This is a genomic window from Streptomyces rapamycinicus NRRL 5491 (assembly GCF_024298965.1).
GTDB lineage: Bacteria > Actinomycetota > Actinomycetes > Streptomycetales > Streptomycetaceae > Streptomyces > Streptomyces rapamycinicus.
The window spans coordinates 1,031,140-1,050,924 of record NZ_CP085193.1; the positions used below are offsets into that span (position 1 = coordinate 1,031,140).

Sequence of the window (19,785 nt, forward strand, 5' to 3'; positions counted from 1 at the left end):
GGGCGGCCGGACCGGACGGTTCTCACATCCGCTCCCGCGCGCCGCGGGGGCCTCGGACCAGGCCCGCGACGAGGGCGAGGAAGGGGATGACGCCGAGGACGACGCTCGCGCCCACACCGACGCCGGTGACGAGGGTGAAGTTGGAGAACACCAGCCACAGCGCGGTCAGCAGTCCGGCCACGGCCAGCACCGGCGCGATCCGGGTCTGCCAGGCCCTGCCCGAGGCGAGCCGGGCGTCGCGCGCGAAGAAGGCGACCACGGCGATGGACGTGATGAGCATGAGCAGGATCATGCCGACCGTCGCCACCCCCGCCATGGAGCCGAAGACGCCCACCAGTGGATCGAGTCCGGCGACCGCGCAGCAGACGACCAGGACCAGCGCGGTGGCGGTCTGGACGACCGAGGAGACGGACGGCGAGTGGTGGCGCGGATGGACGGCGCCCAGCCGTGCGGGGAGCAGGTCCTTGCGGGCGAGGGTGAAGGTGTAGCGGGCGATGACGTTGTGGAAGGAGAGCACACAGGCGAAGAGGCTGCTGAGCAGCAGCACCTGCATGACGTCCCGCAGCGCTGTGCCGACGTAGGCCTGGGCGGTGTCCATGAGCATGTTGCCCTGCCCGTCCAGGGTCTGCTGGGCCACGGCCGGGGCGTCATCGGTGCCCGCCGCCAGGACCAGCGCCCAGCAGGACAGCGTGTAGAACCCACCGATGATCAGGACGGCGAGGTAGGTGGCCCGGGGGATGGTCCGCTCCGGGTCGCGGGCCTCGTCCCGGAAGACGGCGGTGGCCTCGAAGCCGATGAATCCGGTGATGGCGAAGAGCACGGCGACACCCAGCGGGCCGGAGAACGCCGCATGCGGGGTGAACGACTCGGCGTTGACACCGTGGGCGCCGCCCCGGGCGAAGATCCCGGCGTCCAGGACGAGCACCACCGCGATCTCCAGGACGAGTGCCACCCCGAGGACCTTGGAGCTGAGGTCGATATGGCGGTAGCCGAGGAGGGCCACGATGCCGAGCGCCGCGAGCGCCCACACCCACCAGGGCAGGGACGGCCCGCCGAAGGTGTGGAGGACGTCGTTCACGGCCCATCCCAGATAGCCGTAGACGCCGACCTGGATCGCCGTGTACGCGACGAGCGCGACGGCGGCCGTGCCCACTCCGACCCGGTCCCCCAGGCCACGGGTGGCGTACGCGTAGAACGCTCCGGCCTGCGGAATGTGGGGCGTCATGGTGACGAAGCCGACCGCGAACACCAGCAGGACCAGCGAGGCGAGGGCGAAGCCGACGGGGGCTCCGGCCCCGGGGCCGCCGGCGATGGCGAGCGGGACGTTGCCGCCGACCACCGTGAGGGGCGCGGCGGCGGCGATCACCATGAAGACGATGGCACCGGTGCCGAGCCGCCCCGAGAGATTCGTCTTGGCCTGTTGCGGGGTGGATGCGTGCACTTCGGGGTCGGTCAGCATGACGGGTCCTTGGTGGCGCGGGCGGACGGGGTGAAGAGGTCTGGCCGGAGGTCGGCCAGATACGGATTGGCCTTGCGCGCTGTCCGGACCGTGTGCGGTTCCACGGTGGCGAAGAGCAGCCGGTTGCCGTGTTCGACGCTGTCCAGCACGGTCGCCGACGGGCTCACGATGGAGCTGCGGCCGACGTAGCGCAGTGAACCCTCGTCGCCGTCATGGTTGACGTAGGCGATGTAGATCTGGTTTTCCCAGGCGCGCACCCTCAGCAGGTGCTCGGCGATGAACTCGTACGGTTGCATCTGGGCGGTCGGGACCGCGACGAGGTCCGCGCCGGCGAGGGCAGCGGCCCGTACGTTCTCGGGGAACTCCACGTCGTAGCAGATCAGCATCGCGATCCGGACGCCCGCGTAGTCGATGACGGGAGCGGTCCGGTCGCCCGGTGTGAAGTACTCGCGGTCGAGTTCACCGAAGAGGTGGGTCTTGCGGTGGCGGCCGAGGATCGCTCCGGCCGGGTCGATGAGGAAGGCGCTGTTGTAGTAGGCGCCGTCGTCGTACTCGGGGGCTCCGAGGACGAGCGCGATGCCGTGGGCGGCGGCGATCTCCTGGGCCGGGGAGAGCAGATCGGTGCGGGCCAGGTCCCGGACGGTGTCGCCGATGTCGTAGCCGGTGATGAACAGCTCGGTGGTGATCAGGAGTTCGGCGCCTTCGGCCCGGGCCCGGCGGCATGCCGCGTCCAGTTCGCGGAGGTTGGCGTCGACGTCGCCGGGTGTTCCCGCCGTCTGCAGTCCGGAGATCTTCATCAGTGCCTTCGACAGTGGGCGTCCAGGGGTGAATGCGAGCCATGAAAACATGCTCACTTTGATCAGGTAAACCCCCGGAGGTAACGGTTCCGCAAAGCGGCGGCCCCCATCCGAGGACCGTGGGGAGGCCACGGGGCGGGATGCCTACGCTGAGGGAATGGCGACCCAGGAACCGTCCGGCGCACCGAGCGCCCTGACCAGCAGCGCCCTCGCCGCGATCCGCCGCACCAGCGCCGTCGACACCGTACGGGCCCGGATCTCGCTGGCGGTGGACCTGGGCCTGCTGGCGCCCGGCGAACGGCTGCCCAATGTCCAAGCCACGGCGGCGGCGCTCGGGGTCGGCGAGATCACCGTCCGCCGGGCCCTCGGCACCCTGGAGCGCGAGGGCGTCGTCCAGCGGCGCCCGGGGCGTACGGGCGGCACCTTCATCGCGGAGCGGCCGCGCCGCCGGACCGTGGCGCAGGTCGCCGCGTACCGGGAGGACAGCGAACGGGTGCACCGGCTGATCGACGAGCGCATCGTGCTGGAGGCCGGTTTCGCGCAGCTGGCCGCCGAGCGGCTCGGCCGGCCGGGGCTCGACCGGCTCGACGAGTGCGTCCGGGAGATGGACGCGGCCGAGAGCTGGGCCGAGTTCCACGCCAGCGACAAGCGGTTCCACCTGGCACTCGCCGAGGGGGCCGGGCTGCCCTCCGCGCTGGGGATGTACGAGCGGGTCACCGGCGAGCTGTACGCGTACTTCCTGCCGTATCCGCTGGACTACCTCCGCGGCAGCAACGAGCAGCACAAGGCCATCCGGGCCGCGCTCGCCGCGCGGGACGCCGCCTCGGCGGCCGCCCTCCTCCGGGACCATGTGGCGGAGCTGCACCACTCGATGTACGTCGGCCTCGCGGACACCGCCGAGCGGGGCGAGGACGGCTGACCCGGGGCCATCCGCGCCTGCGGCCGATTCCGTCCATGGCCGATTCCGTCTGTGGCCGACTCCGTTCCGTCTGTGGCTGACTCCGTTCCGTCTGTGGCTGACTCCACAGATCGCATGGTGAGACCGGGGTCCAATTCATGAAACCCGGACCATATCCTGGAGTACATGTCCGCACCCGCCCGTCTGCTCTGTCTCGCGCTGTTCGCGAGCTCGGCGTGGTGCGTCGACGACGGCCACTGTCGCCGCTGAGCCGGAACCAGCCGGTTGCCCCCACCGCGCGCCGCCGCCTCGGCGCCGCCGTCCGGCCGGGCCCTCCCGCCCAGCGTCATCCCCTCTCCCTCATCTCCGGAGCCCGCACGTGACCACCGCCCCGCCCGCCGATGCGGCGAAGACCGCCGCACTGCTGTCCCCCTCCCCCACCTCCGCGCCGCGGCCGGAGGCGCCCGCCGCGCCGCCGGTGCGGCCGGTGCCGCTCGCCGTGTCCGGGCTGCTCGCCGCGGCGCTGACGGCGTACGTATGGTCCGCCCACGGGGCCAAGCCCGGCGTCCTGCTGCTGCTCGGCCTCGCCCTGGGCGTCGCCCTCTTCCACTCCCGCTTCGGCTTCACCTCCGCCTGGCGGCAGCTGGTGGCCGTCGGCAACGGCACCGGGCTGCGCGCCCACGCCCTGCTGCTGGGCACGACGGCCACGCTGTTCGCCCTGCTCATCGGCACGAAGACCGGGCTGTTCGGATCCGTTCCGGCGCCCTCGGGCGGACCGCTGGGGCTCGGGCTGCTGATCGGCTCGTTCCTCTTCGCCGTCGGCATGCAACTCGGTGGCGCCTGCGCCTCCGGCACCCTCTTCGCGGTCGGCTCGGGGCAGACGTCGATCGTGCTCACGCTCGGCGGCTTCATCGGCGGCGCCACCCTGGCCGCCTGGCAGTTCGACCTGTGGAAGGACCTGCCCTCGCTGGAGCCGGTCGTCATGGCGGACCACATCGGCTGGTTCGGCTCCTGGGCGGTGACGATCCTGGTGCTCGCCGCCATCGTCCTGGTCAGCCGTGGCATCCAGGCCCGCCGCAACCCACCGCCGATCGGCCCGGTGCCCTCCGCGCGCGGTGCCGCCGCCCGTGTGCTGCGCGGCTCCTGGCCGCTGGCGGTCGGCGCGCTGGCGCTGGCCGTGCTGGGCGCCGGCGTACTGCTCGTCTCCGGTGGCGCGTGGGGCGTCACCAGCGCCTTCAGCCTGTGGGGCTCGGAGCTGGTACGCGCGCTCGGCGGCCACCCGGAGAGCTGGAGCTGGTGGCAGCAGCCCGGGAACAAGGAGATGCTCGCGGGGCCCGTGCTCGCCGACAAGACCAGCCTCACCGACATCGGCATCATGATCGGCGCGGCGGTCGCCGCGGCGCTCGGCGGCACCTGGACCCTGCACCGCGGCGTGCCGTGGCGTACGGCGACCGCGGCGGTGCTCGGCGGCGTGCTGATGGGCATCGGTGCCCGGCTGGCGGGCGGCTGCAACATCGGCGCCTATCTCGCGGGCATCGCCTCCGGCAGCCTGCACGGCTGGGTCTGGGGCGCCTTCGCCCTCCTCGGCACCTGGGCCGGGCTGAAGCTGCGGCCGTTCTTCGGGCTCGGGAACCCGAAGCCGGGCGACGGCGTCTGCTGACGGCGGCGGGCCCGTGGGTGGGGGCCACGGGGTCCAGGGAGCCGGGAGTCCATGGACCGCGAGTGGCTCATGAGTCGTGAGCGGTTCATGGGTCATGAGCGGTTCATAGGTCATCAGGGGTGCATGTTCGATGATCGTTCATGCTCACGCCATGTAGATGATCCATCGTCAGGACGGTGTGCCGGTCCGCCGACCGGCCCCGCAGCCGACGAAGGGTGCTCACGATGGTCCCGGTCCCGTCCCATGCCGCTCCCCCGCGCCGTACCCGCCGGGTCCTCCCCGCCGCGCTGGCGCTCGTGGCCGGTGCCGTGACGCTGTCCGCGCTCCCGGGCTCCGCGATGGCCGGGAGCACGGGCTACGGCACGCCGACCATCAAGCTCACCACCTCGTACCTGTCCGGCGCCGTCGGCGCCACCGGCGACCCGACGGTGACCGTGCAGGTCGGCCAGAGCGGCGCCGACACGGGCGCGCTCACCGTGTCCGCCACCGCCACCACCCACGGCTCGGTCGCCCAGGCCGGGGACGTCACCGTGACCGGCACCGGCGCCACCCGCGAGGTAGCCGTACGGGCACGCGGCAAGGGCTACACCGACCTCACGCTCAAGGTGACCGGCCTCGGTGGCAAGAGCGCCACCACCACCCTGCACTACGCGGCCTCCGGCGCCGTGCGGAACGCCGCCGACACCCGCTACCTGACCGGCTCCAGCGACTCCTCCGCCGCCGTGGACGTCGGCGGCGGCCATATGGTCGTCGCCGACGACGAGTCCAACGTCCTGCGCCTGTACCGGCGCGACGCGTCCGGCGCCCCGGTGCGCACCTGGGACGTCAGCTCGGACCTGGACGTCGACAAGGAGATCGACATCGAGGGCGCGGCCCGCGTCGGCGACACCATCTACTGGACCGGCTCGCTGGGCAACAACAAGGACGGTGAGCCGAAGGAGGACCGCTTCACCCTCTTCACCACCACCGTCTCCGGTTCGGGCGCCGACACCGACCTCGAGGTCGGCGGCTCGTACCAGGGCCTGCGCGACGACCTGGTGGACTGGGACAAGGCCAACGGCGACCGGCTCGGCTTCGCCAAGGGCACCGCGGACGGCCAGGTGCCCAAGCAGATCGACGGATTCAACGTGGAGGGCCTGGAGTTCGCGCCCGGGTCAGGATCCACCGCGTACATCGGCTTCCGGGCGCCGCTGGTGCCGCCCGCCGACGGCGGCAAGGCGCTGCTGGTCCCGGTCACCAACGCCGACGAACTGGCCCGGTCCGTGGGCGACAAGGACACCCACGCCACCTTCGGCGAGCCGATCGCCCTCGACCTCGGGGGCCTGAGCGTCCGCGACATCCGCCGCGGCGACAAGGGCCAGTACCTGATCGTGGCCGGTTCCTGGGCCGCCGAGGACAACAGCGCCCCGTACGCGCTCTACTCCTGGGACGGCGTCGCCGGACACCAGCCGGTCAAGCGGCTCGACCTGCCGACGGCCGACCCGGGCGGCTGGGAGATCGTGGTGGACGTGCCCGACCTCGCGGCGCCCGGCGCCCGCGCCCAGGTCATCACCGACGGGGGCTCGGCCGACCTGTACGGGGACGGCACGGAGGCCAAGGACCTGGAGCACGCGGAGTGGAAGAAGTCCCGGTCGGTCAGCTTCCCCCTGAACCCCTGAACCCCAGAACCTCCGGCTCGTCAGCAGCCGATACGGGAGGTGCCGACGGCCACGTCGTCGTACCAGAGGGTGTCGTCGCCCTCGCCGTAGCTCTCCCAGCCCAGCCGCAGATCGGCCGGGGCGGGCCGCCACCCGCCCCGGTTCAGCCACTGCTGGTCGACGTCCTGGGTCGGGGTGCCGTCGACCACCAGGCCGGTGACGAGCCCGTCGTTCACCCAGGTGTCCAGGCGGCCCGCGGTGCGGTCGAGGCGGAACTCCAGGCAGGTCCAGGTGTTGACGGGCAACGGGGTGCTGAGCGCGACGCCCGCCGGGCTCTGGGCGGGGAGGGTGGCGTCGTCCGACTCGCGGTTCCACTGGAGCGCCTTGTTCTGGCCGCCCATGCGCAGGTCCTTGCCGTTGTCGTTGGCGTCGCGCAGGGCGGCGAACGTGACGTGCTGGGCGGGCAGCGCGGTGGTGTGGCGGACCCAGAAGCGGGCGTAGAGGTCGCCGCCGGACGGCAGGCCGGACAGCGAGGTGCCGGCGAAGGCGTGGTTGCAGTAACCCGCCTTGCCGGTGATCCGCACCGACTTGGTGCCGCCGTGCGCCGTCGTGGTGTCCACGGTGGCGGTGCCGGTGCCCGAGCAGTTGGCCACGGCCGTGGTCCAGCGGCCCCCGGGGGTGGTTCCGGTCTGGGACTCGAAGTCCTCGCAGAAGCCGTTGGCGGCGCAGGCCGCGGGTTGTGCCGAGGCCCGTGGCGCGGCCGGTGCGGTCAGCGCCACCGCCACGGCCACCGCGGCGACGGCCAGGGCGCGGTGTGGTGTGGAGGTCATGGGAGATCCTTCGGCTGGTGGGGAGGATCGGGAGCGCCCGGAGCTTGGGAGCGCTCCCATGCATCACCCGCACTGTAGCCCGTACATGACAAACCAGGAAGGCCGGACGTCCGCGCGACCGGTGCGCGGACCGCTTCGCCCCGTCGGTCACCAAAAGGTTCCTCGGTCACCGAAAAGTGCGTTCTTCCATACCAGAGACCACTCTCTTACGGTTTCCGAGTAACCGCGAGAGAGCGATGGCTCTTGGAATCCGTGGCGGCGAGCGAGCCCGTGGGCTCCCATGACGAGAAAGCAGGCAGTATGGCCATCACCCTGGTAAACCCCAGCGGATTGCCGGAGATCGACGCGTACCGACAGGTGTCGATCGCGACCGGGTCGAGGCTGATCCACATCGCCGGGCAGGTGGCCTGGGACGCCGATGGGGTCACGGTCGGCGAAGGCGATCTCGCCGCTCAGGTCGAGCGGTGCTACCTCAACATCGCCACCGCCCTGGCCGAGGTCGGTGGCTCCTTCGACGACGTGGCGAAGCTGACCGTCTACGTCGTCGACTGGACCCCCGACAAGATGCCCCAGTTCCTGGAGGGGGCCGCTCGGGCGGCCGCGAAGCTGGGGGTCACCCCGGTCCCGCCGGGCACACTGCTGGGCGTCGCGGCGCTGGACGTGCCCGAGCATCTGGTCGAGATCGAGGCCACCGCGGTCCTGGACTGAGCGCGGCCGCGCGGGGGCCCCGCCTCTCGGGGGGCCCCCGCGCGACCCGGGTGAGCACTCCGCCCGTTCAGGCGTCGAAGCGGCGGCGGGATTCCTCGATATGACCGAGGTACGCATGCGTCCAGCCGCACATTCCGTCGACCGTCGCCCGCAGTGCCCGGCCCGCTTCGGTGAGGGTGTACTCGACCCGTGGCGGCACGGTGGGGTGCACCTTCCGCTCGACCAGGCCGTTGCGCTCCAGCATGCGCAGGTTCTGGGTGAGCATCTTGTGGCTGATGCCTTCGACCTCGTTCCGCAACTCGCTGAAGCGCAGGGTGCGTTGACCGAGGAACTCGATGATCAGGAACGCCCACTTGTTGGCGACATCCGCGAAGATCTCCCGCGCCAGCGAGTCCGCGCGCATCAGATCGGCGTCCTCGGGCGAGCCCGTGTACTGCTTGGTCCCCATAAGGCCACTCTCCTACGGTTCCCGAGTCACCACAAGAGAGCACGGACGCGAGGGGCAGACTCGGCTCAGGTGAGCCGGTCGTTCAGGAACGTCAGCAGCACGTCGGCCACCTCGTCCGGCACCTCCTCGGCGAGGTCGTGTCCGGCCTGGAAGACGTGGCCGGTGACGTCGTGAGCGAGGAGCCGCATCTGGGCCTCGTTCCGGTCACCGATGAACGCGTCGCCACCGAGCGCCAGCACCGGGATGTCCAGCTTCGTCCGCGCCGCCTCCCGGTTCTGCCCGGCGTCGACGAGCATCGCCCGATAGATCGCCAGCATCGAGCGGATACCGCCGGGCATGGAGTAGCAGCGCACATATTCCTCGATCGCGTCCGCGGTGGCGGTGTCGGGGTAGCTGCGCTCTTCCTTCAGCATGTACGTGATGAGCTCGCGCTCATGCCCGGCGATCAGCATCTCGGGTACGTCCGGCTGGAAGTAGAAGCCCAGATGCCACAGGAACATCCCGCCGAAGACGTTCTCGTGGGTCAGGGCGGTGTGGTCCTCGAAGCCGAACCCGGGCAGCAGCGCCTCGGCGAACACCAGGGCCTCGACGTGATCGCGGTGCCGGGCGGCGAGCTGATAGCCGACCACCGCTCCCCAGTCCTCGCCCATCACGGTGTAGGTACCGTGCCCGAGGTGTGCCATCAGCGCGGCGATGTCGTCGCTCATCGTGGCGCAGTCGAAGCCGTCCGCGGGGTGGGCGGAGTCGCCCAGACCACGGAGGTCCGGTACGACGACGGTGTGCCGCGCCGTCAGCTTCGGGACCAGGTGCCGCCAGTGATAGCCGGTCTTGGGCACGCCGTGCAGCAGTACCACCACCGGGCCGGAGCCGGCCGTTCGGTAGTGCAGCTTCGTTCCGTCGACGGCGGCGCGGCCGGTGCGGAGAGGTGCTCCACGATGGTCGGAAATCATTGCTTCTCCATGATCGATCTCAAGGGTTCGGGACTGAGTGGTCTCGAATAAGCGCAGACATGGACCACTGGCGGCCACAGGTGTCTTCCGCGCTCGCGCGGCCGTGGATCGCCGCCGTCAGCCGGTGGCGGCGGCCGCCGGCGGGGTCAGCATCGCCATGACGGCGTCGACGGAGGTGGTGATGCGGTCGCGCTGGTCCGCGCCCGCGCACGACAGCACCTTCAGTCCGCTGTTGAGCGAGGCCAGCATGGTCGCCGCCGATCGCGGATCGACGCCGGGGGCCAGCTCGCCCTCCGCGTGGGCCCTCAGCAGCGCGCCGTAGAGCGCGGTCTCGAGGCGGCTTCGATTACCTTCGAGGCGCCGCGCGATCTCGGGGTCGGAATCGCCGTGCTCCACCGTGGCGTTGACCGCGAAGCAGCCCTGGGGCGTGTCCGGCTTCGGGGCCGCCGCGCTGGTTTCCAGGAGATCCCGGACGGCGTCCAGGGCCGATGTCCGCGCCGCCAGGATGTCGGCCGGGCTCGGCCCCGCGCCGCCGGAGAGGAAGCGGTCGAGCGCGGCCAGGTACAGTCCGCGCTTGGACCCGAAGGTCCCGTACAGACTTGCCCGCGCGATGCCCAGCTCGTCCACCAGGTCGCTGGTGGACGTCCCCTCGTAGCCATTGCGCCAGAACAGCCGCATCGCGGCGTCCAGCGCGACCTCCGGATCGAATTCCTTCCTCCGTGCCATACCGGCACGCTAACCCTTTTGAGATCGATCAGTCAATTACGTGGGGGCGCTGCCCGGGGGCAGCGCCCCCATCACCGCCTCGCCCGGCGGGCACTCCTCTGCCGGACCCGCGGGCGCATCGCCTTGCGGGCGTCGATGGCCACGACCTCGAAGTTGTCCACGGTGCGGTTCACCCGGCCGAACAGGTTGTCCGGACCCGCGATGCAGACCTTGGTGATGCCGTGCTCGAGCATCGTGTCCACCATGTCCGGCCAGCGGATCGGGCGGTTGAAGGTGTCGAGCAGCATGGTGCGCACACCGTCCGCGCCGGTCAGCAGCTCGCCGCTCTGGTCGGCGACGACCGGCAGCTTGGGGTCGGCCACCTCGAAGGTGCCGAGGACCTCCTCCTCCGCCTTGCGGCGCAGGGCGCCGAAGGCCGGGGCGTGCACGGGCGGCCACATGGTGTACATGTTGTATCCGCCGAGCTCGCCGATCCGCTTCTTGAACCGGTCGAGCACCGGCTCGCGCAGGGACACGAGGTAGAAGCCCTGGTCGATGTAGCCGGAGACGTCGTGCCACTCCCCCTCGGCGTCCAGTTCGGCCAGCGCCTCCCGGAGCCGCTCCTCGGGGGTGTGGATCACGCAGTGCGTGACCGCCTCACGGTGCTCCTGCCGGAAGTACTCCTCCTCGCAGCGCGCCAGTTCGGCGGTGAGCCGCACGGTCTCCTCGAACGGCAGGGACCCCGCGTAGGTCACCGCGGCCCGCTGGCCGAAGCTCGGTCCGGCACACAGCTCGGGCCGCTCTCCCAGCGTCTCCTCCGCCCAGTCGGCGAGGGAGAGACAGACGGTCAGGAAGGCGATCTGGGTGTGCGCGGCGTACTGCGCCTCCTCATCGGCGTCCGACTGGCGGTACCGGTCGAACACGGAGTACCCCACCACCTCGTCGGCGATCGCCAGCCGGCGCCGGGCATGGGGGTTGGTCAGCAGGAACTCGCCCACGTCGGTGAAGCGGAAGGGCCCCATCCCAGGGAAGACCATCGCGGTACGGCTGGTCTCCGGATCGGATGTCCCGGGCTCGGTGGTCTGTGGCTCGGTGGTCTGCGGGTCCGTCATGCCTTCGCTCCCGGCGCCAGGTCGAGAGCCAGCTGCTCGAGCTGCCGCTTGTCGGGCTTGCCGTTGCGGTTCAGGGGGAATCGCTCCAGGACGTGAATGCGGTTGGGGTGCTCGAAGTCGGGCAGCAGCGAGGTGATCGGCTCCCGCCAGTGCCGCGGCTCGCGCTGCTGCTCGTCCTCGACGAAGAACAGGAGCTGGCAGCCGCGCTGTTCGTCGGGGACGGGGACGACCTTGACGAGGCAGCCGCCCGCGGCCAGCTTGTGCTCGATGATCTCGGGGTAGAGCGTGTGGCCGTTGCGGTGCACCGCGGCCTTCCTGCCGAGGACGAAGAGGTTGTCCCCGCCGTCCAGATAGCCGAAGTCGCCGGTGGGGTACCAGTCGGTCCTGGCCGGGTCGACGGGGGCGACCGTGCCGTCCTCCGCCAGATAGCCCTCCATCAGGTCGGGCGAGTGGACCTGGATCTCCCCGACCTCGCCGGAGGTGAGGACGGCGCCCTCGTCGTCGACGATCCGCAGCTTCAGGCCCTCGACGGCCCGCCCGCAGGCGACCACGTTGTCCTCGGTCGCGAAGGCCACGTTCCCGGCCTCGGTGCTGCCGTAGCTGTCCAGCAGGGGCAGTCCGAACCGCCTGACGTAGTCGGCGACCAGGCCGGGGTCCAGCGGGGCCGCCCCGCTGCAGAACATCCGGACACCGGACAGTTCGTCCGCCAGAGCGGGCTTGCGGCCGATCATGTTGAGCATGCTGCGGTAGCTGGCCGGGGTGGCGTCGACCACCGTGGCCCCGCACGTGCCCGCCATGGCCATCGCCCGGTCCAGCCGCCGGTAGGGCGCGATGACCAGCGAGCACTTGACCAGCCAGGCGATGAGCACCATGGACAGCCCGTACTGGTGGGAGAAGGGCAGCAGCGGCAGCAGGACGTCATCGGGGCGGTGGCCCACCTGCTGGGCGTTGCGCTCCAGGTTCTTCAGGAACTTCGCCCCGGTCTTGACGACGCCCTTGGGCTCCCCGGTGGATCCGGAGGACCACATGATCAGGCCGTCGGGCAGCTCGCACCAGGTGTCGAGGGACAGCCGCCGCTCGGCGGGGGTCTGCTCCATGGATGCCACGAGCAGCTCGTAAATGGTGACCCGGGCCGGGCCGCTCTCGGGCATCGGGGTGTCGTCGTCGACCACGCAGATCTTGACCCCGGCCCGGTCGCAGATGCGCTGGGTGGCCTCCGCCCGCTCCTGGTGGTCGACCATGACGATCGACGCGCCGGTGTGCATCAGGGCGAGGAGGGCCCCGACATAGCCGGCGGAGTTGCCCGCCTTCAGCATGACCCGGGTGCCGTCGCTGACTCCGCGCTCGCGGAGCGCTTCGGCGATGGCCAGGGCCCTCTGTTCGAACTCGGGAAGCGAATGCACCGCTTCCGTCGCAAAGACCTTTGCGGTCATCGGGTTTCACTGAGCCTTTCTTCTTCTTGAAGTCTCTTGGGGTGAGAGCCACCCGCGACGCCGACGCTCTGCGAGACGTGGGCCGGGTCCGCGGGTCCCCCCGGAGGTCTCCGGGGGGACCCGCGGGCCGTCAGGAGTCGAGTTCGCCGAGCATCATGTCGATCAGCTCGTCGTCGTCCATCGCGTCGATGGAGTCCGTCTCCTTCTCCTCGGTGTCCTTCTCGGCCTGGTCCTTGCCGCTCGCCAACTCGGTGAGCGTGTCGAGCAGACCGGCGCGACGCAGCCGCTCCAGCGGAATCGACGTCAGAAGGGCACGGATCCTGACCTCTTCCGGATCGACGTCCGGCTCGGCCGGGCTGTCCGTCGCCACCCGGCCGCGCAGATACTCGGCGAGCGCCGCGGGCGTGGGGTTGTCGAAGATCAGCGTGGAGGGGAGGCGGAGTCCGGTGGCCGAGTTCAGCCGGTTACGGAACTCCACGCCCGCCAGTGAGTCGAAGCCGAGGTTCTGGAAGGAGCGGTCGGGCTCGATGGACTGGGGGCCGCTGTGCCCCAGCACCATCGCCGCGCTGCCGCGCACCAGGTCGAGCAGCGCACGGTCGAGTTCGGCTCCGGACAGACCGGCCAGCTGCACCTTGGCCGACCCGGCGGTGGCCGCCTTACCGTCGGCCGCCTTGCTCCGCACCCGGACCACACCCCGCAGCAGGGTGGGGATGTCGGTCTGCCCGCTGAGCGCCGAGGTCTCCAGCCGCATCGGCACGAGCAGGGCGTCCTCGCTCGTCCGGCCGGCGTCCAGCAGACGCAGACCGCCCGCCATGGACAGGGCCGCCATGCCCTCACGCGCCATGCGCACCATGTCCGCCTGGCTGAGCGTGCCGGTCATGCCGCCCGCCTGCTCCCACGGGCCCCAGGCCATGGATACGGCGGGGAGGCCGAGGGTGCGCCGGTGTGCGGCGAGCGCGTCCAGGAAGGAGTTGGCCGCGGCGTAGTTGCCCTGTCCCGGGCTGCCGAACACACCGGCGACGGACGAGAACATCACGAACTCCGCCAGGTCCAGATGGCGGGTCAGCTCGTGCAGGTTCCACGCCGCGTCGACCTTCGGCTCGAAGACCGCGTCGATCCGCTTCGGCGACAGGGTGTCGATGACACCGTCGTCGAGCACGCCCGCCGCGTGGACGACGGCGGTCAGCGGCCGGCCGGCGGGGATGCCGGACAGCACCCGCTCCAGGGACGCGCGGTCGGCCACGTCGCAGGCCGCCAGCGTCACCGACGCGCCCGCCTCGGTCAGTTCGGCCTCGAGGTCGGCCGCGCCCTCCGCGTCCGGCCCGCGCCGGGAGACCAGGACCAGGTTGCGCACTCCGCACTCGGCCACCAGATGGCGGGCCACCTCGCTGCCCAGGCCGCCGGTGCCACCGGTCACCAGCACCGAACCCTCGGGGTTCAGGGCGTGGGACATGGTGAACACGTTCTTGCCGATGTGCCGGGCCTGGCTGATGTACCGCACCGCGTCCGGGGCCCGGCGCACGTCCCACGCGGTCACCGGAAGCGGGCTCAGCACGCCGCGGTCGAAGAGGTCGACCAGTTCGACCAGCATCCGCTGGATCCGGTCGAAGTCGGTGATGACCAGGTCGTACGCCTGGTACTCCACCCCGGGGTGGTCCGCGGCGACGACCTCGGGGTCACGCACGTCGAGCTTGCCCATCTCCAGGAACCGCCCGCCCCTGGGCATCAGCCGCAGCGAGGCGTCGACGAACTCGCGGGCGAGCGAGTCCAGCACCATGTCCACGCCCCGGCCGTCGGTGGCGTCCAGGAACCGTCGCTCGAACTCCACGTCACGCGACGAGGCGATGTGCTTCTCGTCGAATCCCATCGCCCGGAGGGTGTCCCACTTGCCACGGCTGGCCGTGGCGTAGACCTCGGCGCCGAGGTGGCGTGCGAGTTGCACGGCCGCCATGCCCACACCACCGGTGGCGGCGTGCACGAGGATGGACTCGCCCGCCCGCAGCCCGCCGAGCTCGACCAGGCCGAGGTAAGCCGTCAGGAAGACCACCGGCACCGAGGCGCCCTGGGCGAACGTCCAGCCCCGCGGCAGCGGGACGACCTGCCGCCGCTCGGCGACCGCGATGGGCCCGAACGATGCGTTGATCATGCCCATGACCCGGTCACCGGGTGCCAGGTCGGTCACTCCCGGGCCGACCTCCAGCACCACACCGGCGCCCTCGCCGCCCATCGTGGCGTGGTCGTCCGGGTACATGCCGAGGGCGATCAGCGCGTCGCGGAAGTTCAGACCGGCGGCGCGGACCGCGATCCGGACCTGTCCGGGGGCCAGCGGCGCCTCCGCCTCCGGGTCGGGCAGCAGCGCGAGGCCGTCCAGAGTGCCCCCGCCCGTGGTGCCGAGCTTCCACGCCGAGGTCCCGGCGGGAGCCTCGAGCACCCGGCCCGCGGCGTTCCTGGCGAGCCGGGGAACCAGCCCCTGGCCCACGCGGAGCGCCACCTCGCGCTCGTCCGCCGCGATCGCGGCCGTCACCACACCGGCGGCCGCGGTGGCCGATTCGGCGTGACGGTCGATGTCCACCAGCTGGATCCGGCCCGGGTTCTCCGTGGCCGCCGAGCGCAGCAGTCCCCAGACGGCGGCGTTGGACAGTCCGGCGACGCTCTCGCCCGGGCCCGTCGCGACCGCGTCGCTGGTGACGACCACCAGCCGGGCCCCGTCGAACCGGTCCTCCGCGAGCCAGGACTGCACCAGGGCCAGCGCCCGGTGGGTCGCCTTGTGAGCGGCGTCGGCGAGGTTCCCGGCGTCCGGCCCGGCGGGGTCGGCACCGCACCAGGCCCAGACCACGTCCGGCACCGCGACACCCTCGTCGACGGCGGCGATGAGCGCGTCCACGCCGGTGTACTCGGCGTACTCGACACCGGAGGCAGTGAGCAGCTCGGCAGCCCGCGCCCGGTCGGTGCCGATCAGCGCCGTGGACACACCGTCCGCGGTCGGGTTGCCGCCCCGCGCGGCGGAGAACACGTCCCAGTCGGCCCGGAACAGGCTTCCGTCGCCGCTGGTGGCACGCGACCCCGAGGCGAACCGCTCAGCCGCCACCTCGCGCACCACCAGCGACTCCACCGAGGCGACGGGAGCGCCCGTGGCATCGGTCACCAGCAGCGCGACCGTGTCCTTGCCCTGCGGGCGCAGCCGCACCCGCACCCGTCCGGCGCCCACCGCGTGCAGGGTCACCCCGGTGAAGGAGAACGGCAGCGTCACGCGTCCGCTCTCACCGCCGAAGTCGCCCATCTCCATGGCGTGCAGAGCGGCGTCGAGCAGCGCGGGGTGCAGGCCGAACCGTCCGGCCTCCTGGGCGGCCGAGTCCGGCAGCGCCACCTCGGCGTAGACGTCGCCGTCCAGCCGCCAGACCGACTCCAGCCCCTGGAAGACCGGCCCGTATCCGTAACCGACCTGGGCCAGGCCCTCGTAGAAGCCCTCCATCGGCACCCGCTCGGCGCCCGGGACGGGCCACTGCAGCAGGCTGTCGGTGACCGCGGCGCCGCTGTCGGCCTCGAGGATGCCCTGGGCGTGCCGCACCCACTCCTCCCCCGGCTCGTCGCTGTCGGAGCGCGAGTACACGCCGAGGGGCCGTACGCCGGACTCGTCGGCGGGGCCGACCACGAGCTGGACGCGGACGCCGCCCTGCTCCGGCAGGAGCAGTGGGGTCTCGAGGGTGAGTTCGCCGAGCCGCCCCGCCCCGGTCTCGGTGCCCGCGAGCAGGCCGAGCTCCACGAATCCGGTGCCGGGGAAGAGCACTCCGCCGGCCACGGCGTGGTCGGCGAGCCACGGGTGGGTCTGCAGCGACAGACGCCCGGTCAGCACCGTACGGTCGCCCTCGGCCAGTTCGTTGAGGCCGCCGAGCAGCGGGTGGTCCACCCTGCCGAGCCCGACGCTCCGGGCGTCGCCGGCCACCGCGCCACCCGACTCCAGCCAGTACCGCTTGTGCTGGAAGGCGTAGGTCGGCAGGGTGACCCGGCGGGCGCCGCGCCCGGAGTACACCGCGTCCCAGTCCACTGCGACACCGCTCGCGTACAGGGTGGCGACCGCCTCGGCCAGCGTCTGGGCCTCGGCGCGCCCGGAGCGGGCCAGTGGCACGAAGGCCGCGTCGGCGCCGACGGCGTCCAGGCAGTCCTGGCCCATCGCGGTCAGCACGGCGTCGGGGCCGAGCTCCACGCACGTCGTCACGCCCTGGTCGGCGAGGCGGCGCATACCGTCGTCGAAGCGGACCGCCTCCCGAACGTGGCGGACCCAGTACTCGGAGGTGGCCAGTTCGGCGCCCGCGACCTCGCCGCTGACGTTGGAGATGACCGGGATCGCCGGGGCCGAGTACTCGAGGCAGGCGGCGATCTGGCCGAACTCCTCCAGCATGGCGTCCATCCGGGGGGAGTGGAACGCGTGGCTCACCCGCAGCCGCTTGGTCTTGCGGCCCTGGGCCTCCCAGTGACCGGCGAGTTCGAGCACCGCGTCCTCGTCGCCTGAGAGCACCACCGAGGTGGGGCCGTTGAGCGCCGCCAGCGACACCTTGTCCTCGCGGCCCTCCAGGCTCTCGGCCACCTCCTGCTCCGACGCCTGGACGGCCACCATCGCGCCGCCCTCGGGCAGTTCCTGCATCAGCCGTCCGCGGGCCGCCACCAGGGCGCACGCGTCCTCCAGGGACAGCACCCCGGCGACGTGGGCCGCGGCGATCTCGCCCACCGAATGCCCCATCAGGAAGTCGGGGCGCACGCCCCAGGACTCCAGCAGGCGGAACAGGGCCACCTCGAAGGCGAACAGCCCGGCCTGGGTGAACATCGTCCGGTTGAGCTCGTCACCGGTCGCCGCCGCGTCGTCGTCCTCGGGGCCGAAGACCACGTCGAGCACGGAGGTCCCGAGGCGCACCTCGAGGTAGTCACACGCCTCGTCGAAGACATCGGCGAAGACCGGGTAGGTCTCGTAGAGCTCGCGGCCCATGCCCAGCCGCTGGGCACCCTGGCCGGTGAACAGGAACGCCACCCGCTGGGCCGTGGACCTGCCCAGCACCAGGCCCGGCGCGGCGGTGTCCTCGGCGAGCGCCGCGAGTCCCCGCAGCAGCCCCTCGCGGTCGGAGGCCACCACCACCGCACGGTGCTCGAGCGCGGCACGCGTCATGGCGGACGACCATCCGACGTCGACCGGCCGCGCGTCGGGCTGGCGCACCACGTGCTCGCGCAGCCGCGCGGCCTGCGCCCGCAGCGCCTCCTCGCTCCTGGCGGACACCAGCCACGACACGGGCTGGGAAGCCGTGTCCGCGTCGGCGTCGTCGTCGTCGTCCGTGGCGGGGGCGGGCTCCAGCGGCGGGGCCTGCTCGATGATGGCGTGCGCGTTGGTGCCGCTCATGCCGAACGAGGAGACACCCGCGCGGCGCGGCTGCCCGGTCTCGGGCCAGGAGCGCTGCTCGGCGAGCAGTGCCACGCCGCCCGAGGACCAGTCCACGTGCGGGGTCGGCACGTCCACGTGCAGCGTCTTGGGCAGGACGCCGTGGCGCATGGCCATCACCATCTTGATGACGGCACCCGCACCGGCCGCCGCCTGGGTGTGGCCGATGTTCGACTTGAGGGACCCCAGCCACACCGGCTCCCCCTCCGGGCGGCTCTCGCCGTAGGTGGCGATCAGCGCCTGCGCCTCGATGGGGTCGCCGAGCGAGGTTCCGGTGCCGTGCGCCTCGACCACGTCGACCTGGTCGGCGGTCAGCTCGGCGTTGGCCAGCGCCTGGCGGATGACGCGCTGCTGGGAGCGCCCGTTGGGGGCGGTCAGACCGTTGCTGGCGCCGTCCTGGTTGACGGCGGAGCCGCGCACGATGGCCAGCACCTCGTGGCCGTTGCGCCGGGCGTCGGAGAGACGCTCCACCAGCAGGACGCCGACGCCCTCGGCCCATGAGGTGCCGTCGGCCTCGGCGCCGAACGCCTTGCAGCGCCCGTTGGAGGAGAGTCCGCGCTGGCGGCTGAAGAGGATGAAGTCGCCCGGGGTGGGCATCGTGGCGACACCGGTGGCGAGCGCGAGGTCGCACTCGCCCTGGCGCAGCGAGTGGGCCGCCTGGTGGAGGGAGACCAGCGACGAGGAGCACGCGGTGTCCACGGTCACGGCCGGGCCCTCGAAGCCGAAGGTGTAGGAGATGCGCCCGGAGGCGACGCTGCCCGCGATGCCGGTCAGCGCGTAGCCCTCGAGGCCGCTCTTGGTGCTCTGGAGGTGCGGCCCGTAGTCGTGGTGCTCCGCGCCGGTGAAGACGGCGGTCCTGCTCCCCCTCAGCTTGGTCACGTCGATACCGGCCCGCTCGAAGACCTCCCAGCTGGTCTCCAGCAGCAGCCGCTGCTGCGGGTCCATCGACAGCGCCTCACGCGGCGATATGCCGAAGAACTCCGCGTCGAACTCGGGGACGTCGTGGATGAAGCCGCCCTCGGTCGCGTAGCTGGTGCCGGGCCGGTCCGGGTCGGGGCTGTAGAGCGCCTCCAGGTCCCAGCCCCGGTCGGTGGGGAACGGGGTGATGGCGTCCACGCCCTCGGCGACGACCTTCCACAGGTCCTCGGGGCTGTTGACGCCTCCGGGGAAGCGGCAGCTCATCCCGACGATCGCGATGGGGTCGTCCGAGCCCACGACGGCACGCGCGGGAGCGGTGTCGTCGCTGTCGACGGGGACGATCTGCCGGTGGAGGTGGTCCGCCAGTTCGCTGGGCGTCGGGTAGTCGTAGGCGAGCGACACCTCCAGCGGGAGGCCGGTGGCGGCCACCAGTCCGCGGTGCAGATTGACCGCCGCGAGCGAGTCGAGACCCAGGTCGAGGAACGAGCTCCGCGCGTCGAGCGCGCGCGGCGACTCGGACCGCAGCGCCGCGGCGACGTGTGCGCGTACCAGGTCGAACAGGACCCTGCGCTGTTCGAGGTCCGGCAGTTCGTGGAAGTCCGGACCGAGTGACGGCAGTTCACCGGGGCTCTCGTCACGATCCGGCCCAGCCTGCACGATGGACTCCTCCGAGTCGCTGGACCCGTTCAACATGGTGCTCACCTAACTCCTGCCTTGTGGAAATGCCCTGCGTCAAAGCTGTGTGCCGCGCCGATCGCGGCTTCGGCGTGGGCGCCCGCCCGCGGGTCATGGGTGCGGGCGGGCG

General features: G+C 71.9%; 13 protein-coding genes. 4 read left to right on the forward strand and 9 right to left on the reverse strand.

Going from position 1 to position 19,785, the window contains the following annotated elements; translation table 11 throughout:
• Nucleotides 1-22: 22 nt before the first annotated feature.
• Both LIV37_RS04670 and LIV37_RS04675 read right to left on the reverse strand, forming a co-directional pair.
• The gene (locus LIV37_RS04670; RefSeq protein WP_020865944.1) at nt 23-1,459 is read right to left on the reverse strand and encodes an APC family permease; all 1,437 of its coding nucleotides are present in this window, start codon (nt 1,457-1,459) and stop codon (nt 23-25) included.
• Nucleotides 1,453-2,256, reverse strand: a complete 804-nt coding sequence (locus LIV37_RS04675) for a carbon-nitrogen hydrolase family protein (protein ID WP_020865945.1) — start codon at nt 2,254-2,256, stop codon at nt 1,453-1,455. The genes LIV37_RS04670 and LIV37_RS04675 overlap by 7 nt, the downstream gene beginning before the upstream one ends.
• A 157-nt stretch (nt 2,257-2,413) precedes the next feature.
• Between LIV37_RS04675 and LIV37_RS04680 the strand changes: the two genes are divergently transcribed.
• From LIV37_RS04680 to LIV37_RS04690, 3 genes are all read left to right on the forward strand, one after another.
• On the forward strand, nt 2,414-3,175 hold the full coding sequence (locus LIV37_RS04680) for a FadR/GntR family transcriptional regulator (protein WP_020865946.1): 762 nt from the start codon (nt 2,414-2,416) through the stop codon (nt 3,173-3,175).
• A gap of 358 nt (nt 3,176-3,533) precedes the next feature.
• Nucleotides 3,534-4,814, forward strand: a complete 1,281-nt coding sequence (locus LIV37_RS04685) for a YeeE/YedE family protein (protein WP_020865947.1) — start codon at nt 3,534-3,536, stop codon at nt 4,812-4,814.
• Nucleotides 4,815-5,038: 224 nt separating this feature from the next.
• Nucleotides 5,039-6,472 (forward strand): DUF3616 domain-containing protein, encoded by a 1,434-nt coding sequence (locus LIV37_RS04690; RefSeq protein WP_020865948.1) that lies wholly within the window; start codon nt 5,039-5,041, stop codon nt 6,470-6,472.
• Nucleotides 6,473-6,492: 20 nt separating this feature from the next.
• Here LIV37_RS04690 and LIV37_RS04695 read toward each other — a convergent pair whose 3' ends face one another.
• Entirely contained in the window at nt 6,493-7,281 is a 789-nt protein-coding gene (locus LIV37_RS04695) for a hypothetical protein (RefSeq protein WP_020865949.1), read from the reverse strand.
• 300 nt (nt 7,282-7,581) lie between these two features.
• Here LIV37_RS04695 and LIV37_RS04700 point away from each other — a divergent pair, with 300 nt between their 5' ends.
• Nucleotides 7,582-7,989, forward strand: coding sequence for a RidA family protein (locus tag LIV37_RS04700; protein ID WP_020865950.1), 408 nt, complete (start codon nt 7,582-7,584; stop codon nt 7,987-7,989).
• A 67-nt stretch (nt 7,990-8,056) separates the two neighbouring features.
• On the opposite strand, the gene LIV37_RS04705 is transcribed toward LIV37_RS04700, so the two are convergent.
• The 6 genes from LIV37_RS04705 to LIV37_RS04730 all read right to left on the reverse strand — a co-directional run bounded on the left by LIV37_RS04705 (nt 8,057) and on the right by LIV37_RS04730 (nt 19,682).
• Nucleotides 8,057-8,437: a winged helix-turn-helix transcriptional regulator gene (locus LIV37_RS04705; protein WP_020865951.1), complete on the reverse strand. Its 381-nt coding sequence runs from the start codon at nt 8,435-8,437 to the stop codon at nt 8,057-8,059.
• A gap of 65 nt (nt 8,438-8,502) precedes the next feature.
• Complete coding sequence (locus LIV37_RS04710; protein ID WP_020865952.1) at nt 8,503-9,387, reverse strand: alpha/beta fold hydrolase; 885 nt, start codon at nt 9,385-9,387, stop codon at nt 8,503-8,505.
• A gap of 117 nt (nt 9,388-9,504) precedes the next feature.
• The gene (locus LIV37_RS04715) at nt 9,505-10,113 is read right to left on the reverse strand and encodes a TetR/AcrR family transcriptional regulator (protein WP_020865953.1); all 609 of its coding nucleotides are present in this window, start codon (nt 10,111-10,113) and stop codon (nt 9,505-9,507) included.
• Nucleotides 10,114-10,184: 71 nt separating this feature from the next.
• On the reverse strand, nt 10,185-11,204 hold the full coding sequence (locus tag LIV37_RS04720) for an ACP S-malonyltransferase (protein ID WP_020865954.1): 1,020 nt from the start codon (nt 11,202-11,204) through the stop codon (nt 10,185-10,187).
• Nucleotides 11,201-12,637: a class I adenylate-forming enzyme family protein gene (locus LIV37_RS04725; RefSeq protein WP_020865955.1), complete on the reverse strand. Its 1,437-nt coding sequence runs from the start codon at nt 12,635-12,637 to the stop codon at nt 11,201-11,203. The genes LIV37_RS04720 and LIV37_RS04725 overlap by 4 nt, the downstream gene beginning before the upstream one ends.
• A 130-nt stretch (nt 12,638-12,767) precedes the next feature.
• Nucleotides 12,768-19,682: a type I polyketide synthase gene (locus LIV37_RS04730; protein ID WP_020865956.1), complete on the reverse strand. Its 6,915-nt coding sequence runs from the start codon at nt 19,680-19,682 to the stop codon at nt 12,768-12,770.
• Nucleotides 19,683-19,785: the final 103 nt, after the last annotated feature.